This is a genomic window from Brevibacillus sp. DP1.3A, assembly GCF_013284245.2.
Classification (GTDB): Bacteria; Bacillota; Bacilli; order Brevibacillales; family Brevibacillaceae; genus Brevibacillus.
The window spans coordinates 336721-353820 of sequence record NZ_CP085876.1; the positions used below are offsets into that span (position 1 = coordinate 336721).

Annotated in this window: 17 protein-coding genes and 1 riboswitch; of the genes, 10 read left to right on the forward strand and 7 right to left on the reverse strand. The window is 47.8% G+C overall.

Annotated elements, in window-relative coordinates:
- Positions 1 to 17: 17 nt before the first annotated feature.
- The 7 genes from HP399_RS01925 to HP399_RS01955 form a co-directional block, all read right to left on the reverse strand.
- Positions 18 to 674 (reverse strand): DJ-1/PfpI family protein, encoded by a 657-nt coding sequence (locus HP399_RS01925; protein WP_173619899.1) that lies wholly within the window; start codon positions 672 to 674, stop codon positions 18 to 20.
- A 170-nt stretch (positions 675 to 844) separates the two neighbouring features.
- Positions 845 to 1708: an ABC transporter ATP-binding protein gene (locus HP399_RS01930; protein WP_173619898.1), complete on the reverse strand. Its 864-nt coding sequence runs from the start codon at positions 1706 to 1708 to the stop codon at positions 845 to 847.
- Positions 1709 to 1885: 177 nt separating this feature from the next.
- Positions 1886 to 2179: a YxcD family protein gene (locus HP399_RS01935; protein WP_007724639.1), complete on the reverse strand. Its 294-nt coding sequence runs from the start codon at positions 2177 to 2179 to the stop codon at positions 1886 to 1888.
- Positions 2167 to 2598 (reverse strand): hypothetical protein, encoded by a 432-nt coding sequence (locus HP399_RS01940; protein WP_173619897.1) that lies wholly within the window; start codon positions 2596 to 2598, stop codon positions 2167 to 2169. Before HP399_RS01940 ends, HP399_RS01935 begins: the two co-directional genes overlap by 13 nt.
- A gap of 149 nt (positions 2599 to 2747) precedes the next feature.
- On the reverse strand, positions 2748 to 3410 hold the full coding sequence (locus tag HP399_RS01945; protein WP_173619896.1) for a methionine ABC transporter permease: 663 nt from the start codon (positions 3408 to 3410) through the stop codon (positions 2748 to 2750).
- Positions 3410 to 4447, reverse strand: coding sequence for a methionine ABC transporter ATP-binding protein (locus tag HP399_RS01950; protein ID WP_173619895.1), 1038 nt, complete (start codon positions 4445 to 4447; stop codon positions 3410 to 3412). Before HP399_RS01950 ends, HP399_RS01945 begins: the two co-directional genes overlap by 1 nt.
- Before the next feature lie 42 nt (positions 4448 to 4489).
- Positions 4490 to 5320 carry a MetQ/NlpA family ABC transporter substrate-binding protein gene (locus tag HP399_RS01955; RefSeq protein ID WP_173619894.1) on the reverse strand — a complete coding sequence of 277 codons (831 nt, stop codon included), beginning with the start codon at positions 5318 to 5320 and terminating at the stop codon, positions 4490 to 4492.
- A gap of 101 nt (positions 5321 to 5421) precedes the next feature.
- Positions 5422 to 5524: riboswitch (SAM riboswitch) on the reverse strand.
- A gap of 220 nt (positions 5525 to 5744) precedes the next feature.
- On the opposite strand from HP399_RS01955, the gene HP399_RS01960 reads away from it, so the two are divergent.
- The 10 genes from HP399_RS01960 to HP399_RS02005 all read left to right on the forward strand — a co-directional run bounded on the left by HP399_RS01960 (position 5745) and on the right by HP399_RS02005 (position 17031).
- A complete protein-coding gene (locus HP399_RS01960; protein WP_173619927.1) occupies positions 5745 to 6101 on the forward strand; it encodes a DUF2294 domain-containing protein in 357 nt (118 codons plus the stop codon).
- A gap of 197 nt (positions 6102 to 6298) precedes the next feature.
- Positions 6299 to 7372: an ABC transporter substrate-binding protein gene (locus tag HP399_RS01965; RefSeq protein ID WP_173619893.1), complete on the forward strand. Its 1074-nt coding sequence runs from the start codon at positions 6299 to 6301 to the stop codon at positions 7370 to 7372.
- A gap of 188 nt (positions 7373 to 7560) precedes the next feature.
- A complete protein-coding gene (locus HP399_RS01970; protein ID WP_173619892.1) occupies positions 7561 to 8490 on the forward strand; it encodes a nucleoside hydrolase in 930 nt (309 codons plus the stop codon).
- 26 nt (positions 8491 to 8516) lie between these two features.
- Positions 8517 to 9338 (forward strand): ABC transporter permease, encoded by an 822-nt coding sequence (locus HP399_RS01975; RefSeq protein WP_173619891.1) that lies wholly within the window; start codon positions 8517 to 8519, stop codon positions 9336 to 9338.
- 5 nt (positions 9339 to 9343) lie between these two features.
- A complete protein-coding gene (locus HP399_RS01980) occupies positions 9344 to 10132 on the forward strand; it encodes an ABC transporter permease (protein WP_017252586.1) in 789 nt (262 codons plus the stop codon).
- Positions 10133 to 10147: 15 nt separating this feature from the next.
- Entirely contained in the window at positions 10148 to 11209 is a 1062-nt protein-coding gene (locus HP399_RS01985; protein WP_173619890.1) for an ABC transporter ATP-binding protein, read from the forward strand.
- An 18-nt stretch (positions 11210 to 11227) separates the two neighbouring features.
- Complete coding sequence (locus HP399_RS01990) at positions 11228 to 12937, forward strand: adenine deaminase (protein ID WP_173619889.1); 1710 nt, start codon at positions 11228 to 11230, stop codon at positions 12935 to 12937.
- 236 nt (positions 12938 to 13173) lie between these two features.
- Positions 13174 to 14658, forward strand: coding sequence for a lytic polysaccharide monooxygenase (locus HP399_RS01995; protein ID WP_173619888.1), 1485 nt, complete (start codon positions 13174 to 13176; stop codon positions 14656 to 14658).
- Positions 14659 to 14825: 167 nt separating this feature from the next.
- Entirely contained in the window at positions 14826 to 16178 is a 1353-nt protein-coding gene (locus HP399_RS02000) for an MATE family efflux transporter (protein ID WP_173619887.1), read from the forward strand.
- A 157-nt stretch (positions 16179 to 16335) separates the two neighbouring features.
- Positions 16336 to 17031, forward strand: coding sequence for an MgtC/SapB family protein (locus HP399_RS02005; protein ID WP_173619886.1), 696 nt, complete (start codon positions 16336 to 16338; stop codon positions 17029 to 17031).
- Positions 17032 to 17100: the final 69 nt, after the last annotated feature.

Here is a 17100-nt window from a genome sequence, read left to right on the forward strand (position 1 = left end):
TTTTAGAACGTGCTGATTTATACCCGGGGCTCCCGTTTTGCAAACTCCTGCAACATCCCTCTTATTTGTTCTACCAATAAAGCAGGTGCCTTCTTAGGTGAACCCGAGTCAAACGGCGGCTGGGGATCGTATTCCAAAATCAACTGGACTCCTTTACTCATATCTTCTCCCAATTCCCATGCAACTAATTGGAGTGCCATGTCGATACCAGAGGAAACACCGGCTGCTGTAACGATTTTGCCCTGACGAACGACTCTTTCCTCTGTTGGAGTGGTTCCAAGAGATTGGAGTAGTTCGAAGGAACCCCAATGAGTGGTGGCTACGGCTCCTTGTAACAAGCCTGCGGCGCTCAAGATCAGAGAGCCATTGCAGACAGACGTAGTCCATTTCGTTGTTTCATGTATGTGGCGAATCCACTGTAGGGTTTCTTCGTCATTCATTGGGGTTTTATAATTGGGCGGACTGCAACCGGGAACAACAAGAATATCAGCGGAAGTAACTTCAGAAAAACTGTAATCGGCATGTAAATAACCCATATTGGAGTCAAGCTTGATTAACCCTTTCTTCTTAGCCACAAACTTCACTTCACATTTCAGCGTAGCAGCGAATACATCGTATGGACCAATTGCATCTAATGCGGTGATGCCATCGAAAAGCAAGATTGCAACCTTCATGATGATCTCTCCTTTGAAATGGGATATTTTTCTTGCAAACAAATACTAACATACCTATACGGGGTATATGTATGTCGGAGTTGTGACTAACTGCAAGTAGGTATAGCAAAAAGCCGGTTACACCGTAAAACGTGGTGAAAACCGGCTTTTTGCCTAGCGGATTCTAACAATTATCTGGCTCCAACCAGCTTGCGCTCTTCCGTGTAAACAGGTTGGGTCGTGTTTTCGTTTGGTTGCTTTTGATCCACAGCATGAGACAGCTCATAAGGGAGGCAGAGCGGTACACCCGTGCGAGGATCAATCAGGATGTCTGCTTCGATGTTGAATACCTTACGCAGCATCTCAGGCGTCATGACTTCAACAGGACTTCCCTCAGCGACGACGGTTCCGCGAGAGATTGCAACCATGTGCTGTGCATAACGGGTTGCGTGGTTCAGATCGTGGACGACCATGACGATCGTACGATTTTCTTCGTCATTCAGCTTTTGCAGAAGCTTGAGAACCTCCAGCTGGTGAGCCATATCCAGGAATGTCGTAGGCTCATCAAGGAAAAGGATGTCTGTTCCTTGCGCCAGAGCCATTGCAATCCAGGCGCGCTGGCGCTGACCGCCGGACAGTTGGTCAACCGGGCGATCATGGAAATCGGCCATGCCGGTCATGGAGATAGCCCAGTTTACGATCTCTTTGTCTTCCTTAGTCAAAGAGCCGAAGCCTTTTTGATGGGGGAAGCGGCCATAGGTAACGAGCTCAGACACGGTCAAGCCATCGGGTGCGGTTGGGTTTTGTGGCAAAATCGCCAGTTGCTTGGCGACTTCCTTGGTCGATTGCTGGTGGATCGATTTTCCGTCCAAAAATACTTGTCCGCCTGTTGGTTTCATAATCCGGGCGAGAGTTTTGAGGATCGTCGATTTACCAGAACCATTTGCACCGACCAGGGCAGTGATTTTTCCAGAAGGAATGCTGATGTTCAAGTCTTTGACAATGGAAAGCTCACCGTATCCGATGTCCAGCTTTTGCGTGTATAAGCGCTCCACAATGGGACAACTCCTTTTTAAACAAAGTATGTACCTGTATAAGTAAATGTAGTAATGATAATCATTTTCACTAAGTTAAAGTATATAACGGAACGAGGTCAAATTCAATATGTAAAAAGCCAACCTGCTCACATGCGTGAACAAATTGGCCTTGGGTTAACAAATGATTATCCAGTGTTAGTAGGTGATATGAGCGATGATCCCTTGTTCGTCGTCCAATACCAGCTCGATACCGGCGGAATAAGGGTTGCGCTGCATCTGGGTCTCCAGGTAGTAGCGAATCGCTTCAATCATATTCATCTCGATGAAGACTTGTTGGCGCTCCATCCAGTGTACTTCAGCAGAAAAGCCGTACTCTTCGTCCCACATCAGCTCGACGGAGATATCTTGTGGCTTCAACTGTTTTTTGTAGGCTGCGTGAATACAGATCGCATTAATGATATCTTGTTCGGAAAATGTTATCTTTTCCATGCGTTCAGTTCCTGTTCTTTCTCACGCTTGTTTTTGAAGTAGACGATCACTTTGCGGATCAGGATAATCACAGCGAGGATCGCCATCAGGTTGATCATGAAGCCAAGGATGGAGCCCAGGATACCCATGTCACCGAACAAGGATCCGAACAGCAAACCAGCCAGACCACCAATCATGAGACCTTTCATGAATCCGCCGCTTTTGCTTGCTGTAGCAGCAGGAGTTGTTGTGCCTTTATTTGTTGAAGCATTTACATTCGTATCTGCTTTGTTAGGCGTTTGCGTGTTCGTAGGAGCCGTATTAGAGTTAAAAGATTTTTTCCCGGACTTATAGCCTTTCGCATCGGCATGATCAATGAATCCTCCGGCCGGAGCGAGTACGAGCATTACGGCAACCAACATCATGATGAGTTTTTTCATGTTATTTGAGTAGCCCCTCTCATTTAAATGACTTGTATATATAAGTCTACATGAATATTGAGCGAAATTCCAACGAACTTTCAGTGACGCTCGGTCTAAATACCTACAAAAAAGCCCCTGACAAGCGATCTCGTCAGGGGTTCTTCGATTTACACGCTCTTTTTCAGTTTTCGGGCTGCCCAGTTACCCAACGATTGAATGAGCTGTACCAGGACGACGAGGATAACGACAGTAATGATCATGACTTCGATGTCCCATTGCTGGTAGCCGTAGCGCAAGGCGAGATCGCCAAGTCCGCCGGCACCGACTGCCCCGGCCATAGCAGTAGCACCAATCAAACCGATGGTCGCGATGGTCAGGCAGAGGACGATGCCGGGCCGTGCTTCACGCAGCATGATGCGAAAAATAATCTGCGTCCGGGATGCGCCCATTGCCTGGTACGCTTCGATAACGCCACGATCTACGTCATGCAGGGCCGTTTCCATCAGGCGTGAGATGTAAGGCGAGGTATAGACGATGAGCGGCACAATTGCTCCTTCAATCCCAATCGAAGTGCCCACGATCAACTCCGTAAAAGGAATGATCGCAACCATCAGGATAATAAAAGGCAACGAACGCACAATGTTGATGATCGTATTCAGGGTGTGATAGATGATTCTGTTCGGGAAAAGGTGATTCGCCTGTGTGATGACCAACAAAATCCCGAGCGGAATCCCGATCAGTGTCGCAATGAACAACGAAATCCCAACCATAATGACGGTCTCTTGCAGAGATTGCCCGAATACCGGAATCATATCAATCAAACGCTCCATTAGCTCCGCACCTCCTCTGGTGACACAATATCTACGCGGTAGACGGATTCGCGCAAGTAGCGAATGCCATCTTGAATGTCTTGTTCTTCGCCGGATATGTGCAAAAGCAGAATGCCGAGCGCTGTTCCTTTTATGGTCGTAATCGAGCCATACAACAGATTGGTACTAATCGGAAAACGTGCAGATAGTGTTCCTAGAACAGGATCGAGAGCAGCATCCCCGCGAAAGGCAACGCGAACAATTTTGGAAACGGGTCCGGTTTCTTTTATTTTGGACAAAATCTCCTGTGGTACCTGATCGTCGAAAACCGTTTTGATAAAATTACGGGTCGTTTGCTCTTGCGGATTGCTGAAAACATCCAGAACAGAGCCTTGCTCGATGACGACACCGTTTTCCATGATGGCTACCTGATCGCAGATTTTTTTGATGACCTGCATCTCATGTGTAATCAGCACGATTGTCAGGTTGAACTTTCGATTGATGTCGAGCAACAGCTCCAGAATCGATTCGGTCGTCTGCGGGTCGAGAGCGGAAGTTGCTTCGTCACAGAGCAGGATTTCCGGATCAGTCGCAAGCGCACGAGCGATGCCCACCCGTTGCTTTTGTCCACCGGATAGCTGAGAAGGATAAGCGTTTGCTTTATCAGACAAGCCAACCAAGCCGAGAAGGTCTTCTACCTTGCGCTTAATGACATCTTTGGGGACGCGATTCATCCGCAAGATTTCCGCCACATTGTCAAAGACATTATAGGAAGAGAGCAGGTTGAAGTGTTGAAAAATAATCCCGATCTTTTTGCGAGCTTGCCGCAGCTCTTTTTCCTTGAGGGTCAGCATGTTCTGGCCATTGACGATCACAGAACCGCTAGTCGGCTTCTCCAGCAGGTTGATGGTACGGAGCAGGGTGCTTTTCCCCGCTCCGCTAAAGCCGATAACCCCGTAGATTTGCCCTTTTTCCACCTGCAGGGATACGCCCTTCAATGCTTCTACCTGCTTGTTTCCTACTTGATACGACTTATGAATATCGGTTAGCTGTATCATAACGAGTTCTCCTTGTTGTTCTTGATGTTCCTGGCGTCGATCTTACCAGGACGGCAGTACAGCTCCTTCAAAACGTTCGTCGATGAATTTTTTCACTTCTTCCGAGCGGTAGATGTCCACCAGTTTTTTGACAGCGGGGTTGTCTTTGTTGGTTTCGTTGACTGCCAAAATGTTTACATATGGAGAGTCAGCTGTCTCAGCGAAGATCGCATCTTTTTGCGGGGAGTAGCCAGCTTCCATTGCGAAGTTCGTATTAATCGAAGCGACTTCTACGTTGCTCAGCGAGCGCGCCAGGAAAGCAGCCTCCAGCTCTTTGAATTGCAAATTTTTTGGATTTTCTACGATGTCCAGTGGTGTTGCGTTGTCACCCACGCCATCCTTGAGCTTAATCAAGCCAGCTGCCTGATAGAGTAGCAGGGCGCGTGCTCGGTTGGTCGGGTCGTTTTGAATGCCGACAACGCCGCCAGCAGGGATGTCCTCGACTTTTTTATGCTTGGTGGAGTACAGGCCCATCGGGTACGTGACGGTTTTTCCGACCTCGACGATCTTTGTTTTGTGATCTTGATTGAACTTCGCCAAGAACGGGATGGTTTGGAAGCTGTTTACATCGAGATTTCCTTTATCGAGAGCTTGGTTCGGCTGTACGTAATCGTTGAAAACGACGACTTCGACGTCGAGCCCTTTGCCTTTGGCGACTTCTTTTACTTTGTTGAGAATTTCTTCGTGCGGGCCGCCAGTGACGCCCACCTTGAGTGAGGTTTGCTCAGCAGCAGTGCCGCCGTTAGCAGGTGCAGCTTCTTGTTTACCGCCGCAAGCCGTTACGAGCGATGCAGCGAGCAGTAGTGTAGTGAGCAGTAGACCAGTCTTTTTCATGAAAATACCCCTTTTCTCTGGATGTAAGATGGAATAGAAAAAGCCTCTTCCGACAGAAGAGGCGAAAACTGCGAGTATGTATCCACACTGCAACAATACCTCTCTTATCTGTCGGAATAAATTCCGCTGGATTTGGCACCGTATCGTTTGCGATAGGTTGCCGAGGTGTCATAGGGCCAGTCCCTCAACCTCTCTTCATAAGAGAATGTGCTATGAAATTATCATTCCAAACATTGTTGTTAATTCTTATTTGGATAGTTGGATTATAACGACTGATTTTTTAGGTGTCAACTGTTTTTGCAAACGAATGACTTGGTGGAAAAATGTGAAATTGATCTAAATACGAATATTCTATTGAAGAATCGGAAAATCATTTGTATAATGAGAGCGAATGAACCCGATACCAGCTATCGCAGGTGATGACATGACTCTAGTGGACTCCAATGAAACCAGAAAAAAGCTGTCTGCCATCTATAATGAGATAGCAAAAGAGTTGTTCGGATTTGGAACGACATTGCTCCGAGTCACGATTGAAAATCAGATGATTACGTTCCAAGCCAAGCATCGCCGCTCTCCGCGCTCAGAAGCGTTAGAAGGAGAAGCACCGGCCCTCAAGCTCGAAGTCGATTTTCGGATGTCCCTTCTTTATAAGAAGAAACTGCGAGAGCGACTGGAAGTAGAGATGGGGTTGCCGTTGGAAGCTGTGCTACGGGACTATGATGCGCCTACGCAGTGGGCGATCACGAATGTTATTTTAGCTGAATCAGAACTGAATACCTGACGCAATCGTTCGGATTTTCTCTTTTGATCTATCTTAAGAGGAGACCGTAGACTTTGCGTAAAAACGGGTGTCACTTCTCTTTGTTTACGAAGAAAAGTGCTCTTGTTTAGAATGATACGTTCTAATCAAGGGTACTTTTCTTTTTATTGTATCACCATATTTTGTCATCAAATGAACCCAACTGGAGGAGAATTACGATGAAAAAATTACTTGCTGGAATTCTGTCTTTTTCTATGATGTCACTGGCTCTCGCTGGCTGTGGCAGCAATGATCAACCACAAGCGGGAGGAGCTGGCGGTGAAGCCAAGGGTGAGCCACAAAAGCTGGTCATCTCCACATGGGGCTTTTCCGAAGACTTTTTCCGCAAAGAAGTATATGAGCCGTTTGAAAAAGAACATAACGTGAAAATCGTGCTGGAAATCGGGAACAACGCAGAACGACTGAACAAAATTCGCCAAGGAAGCTCCGATGTAGACTTGATCTACCTCTCTGACTACTATGCACAGCAAGGGATTGAGAGTGGCGCATTTGAAAAAATCGACCGCAGCCGCATCCCGAACCTGGATCAAATCTACGACATCGCCAAAGCACCACTGGGCGAGGAGTACGGTCCAGCTTACACGATTGGCCAATTCGGGATTGCCTATAATCCAAAACTCGTGAAAACAGAGATCAAGGATTGGAAAGACCTGTGGAACCCAGAGCTGACGGGCAAGCTGACACTGCCAAGCATTACGTCCACAACTGGCCCGATGGTTCTCGACAGTGCTTCTGCGGTCGCGGGCAGCAAGGAATTTAACGAGGATCAAGCCTTTGCGAAAATGAAAGAAGTCAACCAAAATGTAGTGAAATTCTACGATAAGACTTCCGAATACGTGAACATGTTTGGTCAAGAAGAAATCGGCGTAGGACCGATCATGGAAATGTACTTCAAAGACATCAAAGCCGCTGTTCCAGAAGCTGTTTTCGTACAACCTGCAAGCGGCGGATATGCGGTCATGAATACGGTTAACATCGTAAAAGGCTCGAAAAACAAAGCGCTGGCTGAAGACTTCATCAACTACCAGCTGAGCAAGGAAGTTCAGGAAAAAACAGCAAAAGCAAAAATCGATTCTCCTGTAAACAAGTCTGTTCAACTGACAGAAGAAGAAGCAAAAGGCGTAACGTACGGGGAAGAAACTGTAAGCAAGCTGAAAATGCTGGACATGAAATTCGTTAACGAGCACTCTAAAGCATGGATTGACCGTTGGAATCGTGAAATCACGCAATAACGAACGATAGAAAAACAAAGGGCGAGGGTATAGACAATTTGGGATATACCCTCGTTTTTCAACGTATAGGAAATTATAAAATAAATTCCGGAGCGCATGAAAACATTCCGCTAAAACGCGGTCGCTCCACGTTGAATAGGCCTCGATAGAAGTTTTCTTATGAGGAATGAACGTGAGGAGGACCACTCGTGCAAAAGATCATTCTTGACGTGGATACGGGCATTGATGATGCGCTTGGCATTATTCTCGCTGTGAAGAGCGGGCAATTTGATCTGGTTGGCATCACTACGGTGAATGGCAACGTGTCGCTGCAAAAAGCTACAGAAAACACATGCAAAATTCTCGATTTCTTGCAAGTCGGTGAGCAAATCCCTGTTGTCTGCGGAGCATCTGAACCGTTGCTGCGACCGTTATTTTTCGAGCACGCTGTACATGGTGAAGATGGCTTGGGAGGTGCCCTTGCCGGAGTTCCGATTTACAAGGAACCGACTGCTGGCTTTGCTCCTGATTTCATCGTGGAAAACGTACTCGCGCATTCCGGAGAGATTACACTCATCATGACGGGACCGCTGACCAATTTGGCGCTGGCAGTGAAAAAATGCCCGGAGCTGGTCCAACACGTCAAGGAAGTCATTTTCATGGGTGGAGTGGTCCGCGAGCATGGCAATGTGACGCCGGTTGCGGAGTATAACATGTACGTCGATCCAGAGGCAGCGAAGGTTGTGTTTCATGCCGGATTCCCGCAATTGACGCTGGTTGGACTGGATGTGACGCGAAGAGTGCTGCTGAACGAGGAGCATATTCGCGAGCTAGGAGATACACCGATGGGCGAGTACGTAAGACAGAGTACGTCTGATTACCTACATCGCTATTTTCAGCGAAATGGCATTTATGCGTGCGCCATGCATGATCCATTGGCTGTCGCAGTCGCACTCGATCCGAAGCTGGTGAAGAAGCAGAAGCTGTATGTAGATATTGAAACGAGAAGTGAGCTGTGTGATGGGCAAACGGTTTGCGACTTTCAAAACCGCCTGAAAAAAGAACCGAACATAAACGTCTGTCTGGACGTAGATGCAGATGCGTTCTTTGCGCGTTTTATCGGCGCATTGAAAGCCTGACGATACCGTGAACGGGAGTTAATCAGATGAGAAAAACGGGTCTTTATTTATTGCTGTTGCCGGGTGTGCTGTTTTTGACGCTGTTCATGGTCATTCCGATCGTGATGACGATTGCATCCACCTTTTATCAAGATGGTAGCTTTACGATTCAAGGCTATCTGCAATTTCTTACCGACGCGTACTTCCTGAAAATTATGCTGACAACGCTGCAGGTCAGTCTGGTCACGACGATTGCGTGTGTTCTGATTGGTTTTCCTGCCGCGTACTACATTTCCAAGCTGGGCCCACGCAAAAAGGGCATCCTGCTGGCATTGGCGATTTTTCCTTTGCTGACTAGCTCTGTCGTGCGGTCGTTCTCTTGGATGATTATTCTCGGAAAAAAGGGCTTATTGAATAGCTCGCTGCTTGCAATCGGGCTCATCGATAAGCCGTTGGAAATATTGTATACGCCGACTGCGATGATGATTGGTTTGATTCATCTGTTCCTGCCGCTGATCATTATTACGCTGGTAGGGGTGATGGAAAACATCGATCCAGATTTGCTGAAGGCGGCGGAGAGCTTGGGTGCTTCCAAGTTGATTGCCTTCTGGAAGGTCATTGTGCCACTTAGTGTACCGGGACTCATCATCGGTAGCATTCTGGTGTTTGTCGGAAGCTTGACCGCCTACACCACGCCTGCCCTGCTAGGTGGAAAACAGCGGGTCATCTCCACGTTCCTGTATCAAAATGCGATTACGCTCAATGACTGGCATTTGGCTTCTGTCATTGCCACGATCATGATTGTCATTACATTTGTCGTCATCTATTTCATGAACAAGCTGGCGACGAAATTAAATCCGAAGGGGTAGAAGTTATGCAGGAGAAAAATCGCGGGTTGGCCCTGTTTACCTCTCTCGTCTTTCTGTTTTTGCTAGGGCCGCTCATTATCATTTCTTTTACGTCGTTTGAGCCGGGGAGCGTCTTGAAGTTTCCGCCGGAGGGCTTTTCCTGGCGGTGGTACGAAAACATTTTCAATGTAGAAATGTTCATGACGACATTCAAGACGTCGATGTTCGTTTCCTTGCTGGGGAATCTCTTGGCGCTCTTGTTGGGGATTCCAGCAGCCTATGCACTCAGTCGCTTTGATTTTCGCGGCAAGGGCATCTTGAATGGCATTTTCATCTCACCTGTCCTGATTCCGGGTATCGTGATGGGCTTTGCCATGCTGAAATACGTCATTGTCGTGTACAATTTGCCGATTTATGCGGGACTTCTCGTCGGTCATACGGTGCTGATGCTTCCGTTTATCATTCGCGTCATTGCATCTTCCTTGTCCAATTTTGACTTCGCCATTGAAGAAGCGGCTTTAAGCCTTGGGGCAGGTCGTCTCGAAACCTTTTTCAAAGTCGTCTTGCCGAATATTCGCTCCGGGATTATTGCTGCGATTCTGATCGCTTTTCTGGAGTCGTTCAACAACGTAGATATCTCTGTTTTCATGACAGGACCAGGGGTAAGCACGCTGCCGATCCAGATGCTGACGTACGTAGAAAACAACTTCGATCCGACGATCGCTGCTATTTCCGTGCTGCTCATGATTCTTACGGCTATTCTCATGTTCATCATTGAACGTCTGATGGGGCTTTCCTACTTTACAAAACGATAACGGAGGCATCAACTCATGGCATTGCTCACGCTGGAAAACGTATCGGTTGCCTATGACAATCAATATATTTTGCAAAACTTCAATCTCAATATCGAAAAAGGACAGCTCATCTCTTTGCTCGGTCCGAGCGGTTGCGGAAAGACGACGACACTGCGCTTGATTGCGGGCTTTCTGGAAGCAAAAGATGGTCGGTTCATGTTTGACGGAAAAGATTATACGCGGGTTCCGGTCAACAAGCGCAACTTCGGATTTGTGTTCCAGAGCTATGCGCTGTTTCCGCACCTTTCTGTATTCGATAACGTGGCATTCGGTTTGCGCCTGCGCAAGGTCAATGAAACAGAGGTAAAGACCCGGGTGCAGCAAATTCTCGAAGTCGTGAGTCTCGGCGGCTATGAAAAGCGTTTCCCGAAGGAGCTGTCTGGTGGTCAAAGACAGCGCGTGGCGATTGCCCGGGCACTGGTGATTCAGCCTGACCTGCTGCTGTTCGATGAGCCGCTCAGTAACCTCGATGCCAACCTGCGGATCAACATGCGCGTAGAAATCCGTCGCATTCAGCAGGAGCTGGGAATTACGACTGTGTACGTATCGCATGACCAGGAGGAGTGCTTCTCCATCTCGGATCAGGTGGCGATTATGAACAAGGGTGTGATCGAGCAGCTCGACGATCCAGCCACGATTTTCAAATATCCGAAGACGGAGTTTATCGCTCGCTTTATCGGTTTTACCAACTTCATCGACTTCGCAGAGCGCACCGAGCAGAACGGAGAAATCGGCCTGCGTGTCGGTGACCATCATTTTACCGCGTCCAAAAATCCGGGCACGGCGAATCCGTCCGGCAAAAAATGCGCAATGCGACCAGATGACCTTCTCGTAACGACAGAAGAGAGCACCGAGTCTGGAATGAACCGTTTGCGCGGAACGGTAAAGGTAAGCACGTTTTTGGGACGCAGCTATCAATATGTCGTGGAAACAGAGTTGGGCGACTTCACGGTCAATCAGGAGATGGAAACGCCGTACAAGACTGGCCTGAACGTCAATCTGCTGTTTCCAAAAGACAAAGTGGTACTCGTGGACTAAAGACAGGAGGTTATTTTCGTGAAGGTCGATTTGTTGATTCAAGACGTCCAAGTGTTTAACAGCTATTTTAAAAAGTTCATCAAAGGAAACGTCGCTGTTTTGGATGGACGATTCTTCTATATTGGTGAGCGGAGTACGGAAACATTTGAAGCTGCCGAGATCGCGGACGGACAAGGTCGCTACATGATTCCTGGTCTGGTCGATATTCACTTGCATATTGAGAGCACGATGGTGACGCCGGAGACATTTTCCTTTGGCTTGATTCAAAACGGAGTGACAACGATCGTACCGGAGCCGCATGAGATGGCCAATGTGTTCGGAATTGAAGGGATCAAAGAGATGATTCGTGCGAGCCGTGATTGTGTCGTTGATATGCTGTATGCGATCCCGAGTTCCGTACCAGCTACCTCGATGGAAACGACAGGTGGGTCTGTCGAGATGGCAGACATGGACGAGCTCTTGCGTTCCGAAGAGATCATTTGCCTCGGCGAAATCATGAATTACGTAGACATCATCAAGGACCCTGACTGCAAGACGAATCGCATCCTGGAGCATATCCGCAAGACGTATCCAAAGCTCGTCATCGAGGGGCACGTCCCGAAATTGCTTGATTTGGACCTGCATCGCGTCATTTATGCGGGAGTGGACTCCGATCATACGCACCAGACGCGTGAGGGCATGGAAGCGAGAATTGCAGCAGGCATGTTTCTAGAGATTCAAGAAAAATCGATGACGGATGAAGTCATGGATTATTTGATCAAGGAAGATGTTTCTGAGCATTTTTGTTTTGTGACGGATGATGTGATGACCGATTCTTTGGTCAATCGTGGACATTTGAACCATATCGTCAAAAAAGCCATTCAAATGGGCATGCAGCCAGAGCGCGCGATCTACGCGAGTACATTTACCCCAGCCAGACGTATGAACATGACGGATCGAGGGGCGATTGCTCCTGGCAAAATAGCGGACTTCCTGTTGTTGTCTGATCTGCATGAACTCAAGATCGAACGCGTCTATAAAAATGGGAAGAAAGCTTACGACGTCAAGGAAGAGTACCGACAAGTGGTCAAAGAAAAGCAGTTTCCTGCGCACTTTTATGAGAGCATCAAGCTATCGCCACTTACGGAGCAAGACTTCCACGTCACAGTAGATGTGCCAGACAATCGCTATCCATGTCGGGTCATGCTCGTTCAAAACGGTTCTACTTTTACAGAGGATCACCGTGGAATCGCTGAGGTGCGGGAAGGACAACTCTTGTGGGAGGAGAGCCCGTACGGCTTGATCGCCGTCTTTGAACGCTATGGCAAAAACGGCAATCGCGGCTATGGATTGATCAGCGGCGATACGATCAAGCGAGGTGCGGTAGCCACCAGCTATTCGCATGACAACCACAATCTCTTGGTTGTCGGACACAATCCGCACGATATGATGGTCGCAGCCAATGAAGTCATTCGCAACCAAGGTGGTTTTTACGTGGTGGAGGATGGCAAGGTGATCGCGAGCCTTCATTTGCCGGTCGGAGGCATTTTGACAGAGGAACCATTGGAAAAAACCGCAAAGGAAGTCGAACAACTTCGCCGTGCTATGGAGTCGCTCGGTTACGATCACTACAACCCGATCATGTCGATCAGCACGCATTCCCTACCGGTCAGTCCAGCCTTGAAGCTGACGGATCTGGGGTTGATCGATGTAAATGACGGGAAAATTGTTCCAATGCTATTGATGTGAAAAAGTTGCTTGCTGAAAAGAAAGTTTTCGGCAAGCAACTTTTTTTGATCTAATAGTCCCGAAAGAAGCATATAAATTTTCATGCATAGGTATACATTCCTGAATCATCTCCCTATTTCCTTACAGGAATTCGGGTATTTGGTAGGTTTTGGTTTAGGTATTCAGAATCTGGGAGATTGGGAAAATTTTCTGTAACATGGTATTCGATCCTAATCCAGGAAAGAGGAGATAAATAAATGGATAACGTAGGGTTGAGAAACACACTGTTCAGTAAAGGGCTGTCGCTTTTGTTCATGCTGGCTATGATGCTGGTGGCGGGCGCAGCTACTCTCGTGTTTGCTGAGAAAGCCTCGGCACACGGGTACATCGAATCACCAGCGAGTCGCTCTTACTTGTGTAAGACGGGGCAAAACACAGGCTGCGGTCAAATTCAGTATGAGCCGCAAAGCGTGGAGGGCATTGGTTCGTTCCCGCAATCTGGTCCTGCCGATGGTGAATTTACCGGTGCAGGCCGCTATCCTGAGCTTTACACACAAACAGCAGATCGCTGGACCAAGATTACCTTGCAGGGTGGACAAAATGCGTTTACTTGGAATCTGACAGCCCCGCATAGTACAGCGGAGTGGAAATATTACATCACGAAAAAAGATTGGAATCCAAACAAGCCACTTTCCCGAACTGATCTGGAACTGTTCTGCTCGTTCCAGGACGGAGGGAAAAGACCGCCATTCACGGTAACGCATTCGTGCAATGTACCGACAGATCGTAGCGGTTACCACATTATTTTGGGTGTTTGGGAAATTGCCGATACGGGCATGGCCTTTTACCAGGCGATTGACGTGAATCTGATTAACAATGGAACAGGTATCGTAGAAAAGCCTACTGTTCCAGGCAATGTGACTTCCGTATCGCAAACAGCTACAAGCATCGAGCTTGGCTGGACAAAATCCGTGGCAACTGAGGGAATCAAGCAGTACGACGTGTATCGCGATGGCAAATTAATCGCATCTACCAAAGATACAGCATACACGGACAAAGATTTGACGCCTGCTACGGCTTATAGCTATACCGTTGTGGCAGTTGATAGCAAAGGGAAAGAGTCTAACGCTAGCAAAGCACTTACCGTTCGCACAAAAGCAGAAGATATCGTGGATACAGAAGCACCGACTGCACCAGCAGGAATCATGACTCACCATCCAACAGAGACAGAAATCGACCTCATGTGGAGTCCTTCCCGTGACAATGTTGGTGTGGTGAAATACGAGGTGTACCGTGATGGTTCTCGCGTAGGGACAGTCGCGCAGCCTTCCTTTGTTGATAAAGGATTAACGGCAGGAACATCTTATACGTATACGGTCAAGGCAGTTGATGCCGCAGGAAATATTTCCGAAGAGAGCGCACCTTTTGCTGCAAGCACAAAGGAGAAAAAGCCTGAAGTACCAGGTGAAATCGCCGAGTGGGATTCCTCAGCTGTGTATGTACAGGGCGACCGCGTCTTGTATGATGGACTGGAATTCGTAGCAAAATGGTGGGTAACTGGAGAAAAGCCAGACCATTCCGATGCGTGGAAGCTGGTGAGCGATGTTGTACTGTCGTGGGATTCCGGCAAAGCGTATGATGGCGGAGCGCAAGTGAACTACGGAGACAAGGTTTATGAGGCGAAATGGTGGACCAAAGGCGAAGAGCCAGGGAAAGCCGATGTATGGAAGCTGGCTGAATAATGTTGCAAAGCCCGGGTGAACTGCCTGGGCTTTGTTGTGTAAATGCAGCCACTATTTTGCTGATTCCTACTTGTTTTGATATACTTATAATTTGAACGATAAACAGTCTCCGACCACAGTTGATGCGGGATTGTTGCCCATCTTATAAGGTTAGAAGGAAATGAAAAATGAATGAAACCTATTCGCTAAAAGAAAAATGGCGACAGTTTTTGGCTGTTTTGCTTCCGATCTTGATATCACAACTGGCGCTGTTTTCGATGACGTTCGCCGACACCATCATGTCTGGACATGCCAGTCCGACAGATTTGGCGGGGGTAGCGATTGGGGCTAGTCTATGGACACCTGTTCAAGCAGGCTTGACAGGGATTCTGATGGCTGTCATGCCGATGGTTGCACAGATGGTTGGGGCAGGGAAACAAAATCAGGTGCCTTACACGGTTATGCAGGCCTTATACTTGAGTGTGGGGATTGCGGTCGGTGTCATCATCGTCGGTGGTGTGGTGCTTGATCCGATCCTGAACTGGATGCAATTGGAGCCTGAGGTGCGCACGATTGCTCGCGGCTTCCTGCATACAATCGCTATTGGAATTATTCCGATGTTTCTTTATACGGTGTTCCGTTGCTTTATCGACGCATTAGGACAGACACGGGTAACGATGTTCATTACCCTGCTTTCGTTACCGATTAACGTACTACTGAACTACGCTCTTATCTTTGGTAACTTTGGTTTGCCTCGACTGGGTGGAATCGGTGCCGGGCTTGCATCTGGCATAACGTACTGGTGTATTTTGCTGATTACGCTGTTTGTCGTGAATCGTCATCCATTCGTTGAGTTCGGTTTGTTCTCCCAATTTCATCGTATCTCGACGAAAGCATGGAAAGAGCTGCTGAAGCTGGGGCTTCCCATCGGATTTTCGATCTTTTGCGAGGTTAGCATTTTTGCGGCCGTCACTTTGTTCATGAGTGAATACAGCACGATTACAATTGCGGCGCATCAGGCCGCGATGAACTTCGCATCATTCCTGTACATGGTGCCATTGAGCATATCCATGGCGTTGACGATTGTCGTCGGCTTTGAGGTTGGAGCCAAAAGGTTCCGGGACGCGAAGCAGTACAGTTATTTGGGGATAGGTATCGCGCTTGGTATCGCCCTTTTGTTCGGAATCAGCTTGCTGATGTTTAGCAAGCAGGTGGCTGGTTTTTACACGACCGACATCGAGGTGTTGGAGCTTGCCCAGCATTTCTTGATGTACTCGATCCTCTTCCTGATCTCTGATGCCGTCGCAGCACCAATTCAAGGGGTACTTCGTGGGTACAAGGATGTGACCGTTACCTTTATCGTTGCGCTGATATCTTATTGGGTGATTGGCTTGCCTTTGGGATACATCCTGGCGAAATTCACTTCGCTGGCAGCATTCGGATACTGGATTGGTCTGATTACGGGATTGGCTGCTGGTGCCATCTTCCTTTTTGGACGTCTGCTGTCGTTACAGAAACGCATGATTCGCAGCCATTCATAAGGAAACAGATAAGCGGAAAATCCCTGAAGTGGGGGTTTTCCGCTTTTTGCATGAAGAATGAAAGCCCCGTTTACACTAGGTGAAAGACCAGATATACTTCTTATCATAGACGATGGAAGATAACCTGACATCAATTGCAGATGGGGGGGAGAGACTCATGTCACTCTCGGTATTCACGACGTATGATTTTTTGCTAAAACTAGGAGTTGCACTATTTCTAGGCTTGATGATTGGTATGGATCGGCAGCTCAAGCACAAGCCGCTGGGTGTAAAAACCAGCATGGTTATTTCGGTTGCGAGCTGTCTCATTACGATTGTCTCGATTGAATCCGTGCATCGGTTCTCCTTGCCTGGACACACAAATATGGACCCTCTGCGCTTAGCTGCTCAAATTGTGAGCGGTGTAGGTTTCCTTGGGGCTGGTGTTATTCTACGCCGGAGTAATGATGTCATTTCGGGTTTGACCACAGCATCGATGGTCTGGGCAGCTTCTGGACTTGGGATTGCAGTAGGAGCAGGATTTTATTTTGAGGCAGTGACCGCGACGATCCTCATTATTTTGGCGATTAATTTGTTCCCGATCCTTCTTCGCTTGATTGGTCCAGAATCGCTCAGACAAAGAGATTTGTCGATCAAGATTGTGGTCGAAGGCGGGGGCGATTTGGATTTGGTGTTCAAGCAGATTAAGCACCTCGAACTGCAAGTGAAGCGGGTGAAGGTCAAAGACTTGGACAATAGTTTGCAAAAGCTGGAAATGATGATTACAGCATCGGAAAATACGTATACGACGGATATATACAGCTTGCTGAAGGCCGTCGATCACGTCATTTCGGTAGAAGTAGAAAGCAGATAATAAGGAATACTAGAAGACGGAGGCCATGTGTGGCTTTCGTCTTTTTTAGTTGCTGTCGTGAGGGAAGAA

Bases quoted from the DNA above. Each gene is read 5' to 3' on its own strand.
- HP399_RS01925 (WP_173619899.1), bottom strand. From the start codon at position 674: ATGAAGGTTGCAATCTTGCTTTTCGATGGCATCACCGCATTAGATGCA.
- HP399_RS01935 (WP_007724639.1), bottom strand. From the start codon at position 2,179: ATGGAAAAGATAACATTTTCCGAACAAGATATCATTAATGCGATCTGT.
- HP399_RS01940 (WP_173619897.1), bottom strand. From the start codon at position 2,598: ATGAAAAAACTCATCATGATGTTGGTTGCCGTAATGCTCGTACTCGCT.
- HP399_RS01945 (WP_173619896.1), bottom strand. From the start codon at position 3,410: ATGGAGCGTTTGATTGATATGATTCCGGTATTCGGGCAATCTCTGCAA.
- HP399_RS01950 (WP_173619895.1), bottom strand. From the start codon at position 4,447: ATGATACAGCTAACCGATATTCATAAGTCGTATCAAGTAGGAAACAAG.
- HP399_RS01955 (WP_173619894.1), bottom strand. From the start codon at position 5,320: ATGAAAAAGACTGGTCTACTGCTCACTACACTACTGCTCGCTGCATCG.
- HP399_RS01960 (WP_173619927.1), top strand. From the start codon at position 5,745: ATGACTCTAGTGGACTCCAATGAAACCAGAAAAAAGCTGTCTGCCATC.
- HP399_RS01965 (WP_173619893.1), top strand. From the start codon at position 6,299: ATGAAAAAATTACTTGCTGGAATTCTGTCTTTTTCTATGATGTCACTG.
- HP399_RS01975 (WP_173619891.1), top strand. From the start codon at position 8,517: ATGAGAAAAACGGGTCTTTATTTATTGCTGTTGCCGGGTGTGCTGTTT.
- HP399_RS01980 (WP_017252586.1), top strand. From the start codon at position 9,344: ATGCAGGAGAAAAATCGCGGGTTGGCCCTGTTTACCTCTCTCGTCTTT.
- HP399_RS01985 (WP_173619890.1), top strand. From the start codon at position 10,148: ATGGCATTGCTCACGCTGGAAAACGTATCGGTTGCCTATGACAATCAA.
- HP399_RS01995 (WP_173619888.1), top strand. From the start codon at position 13,174: ATGGATAACGTAGGGTTGAGAAACACACTGTTCAGTAAAGGGCTGTCG.
- HP399_RS02000 (WP_173619887.1), top strand. From the start codon at position 14,826: ATGAATGAAACCTATTCGCTAAAAGAAAAATGGCGACAGTTTTTGGCT.
- HP399_RS02005 (WP_173619886.1), top strand. From the start codon at position 16,336: ATGTCACTCTCGGTATTCACGACGTATGATTTTTTGCTAAAACTAGGA.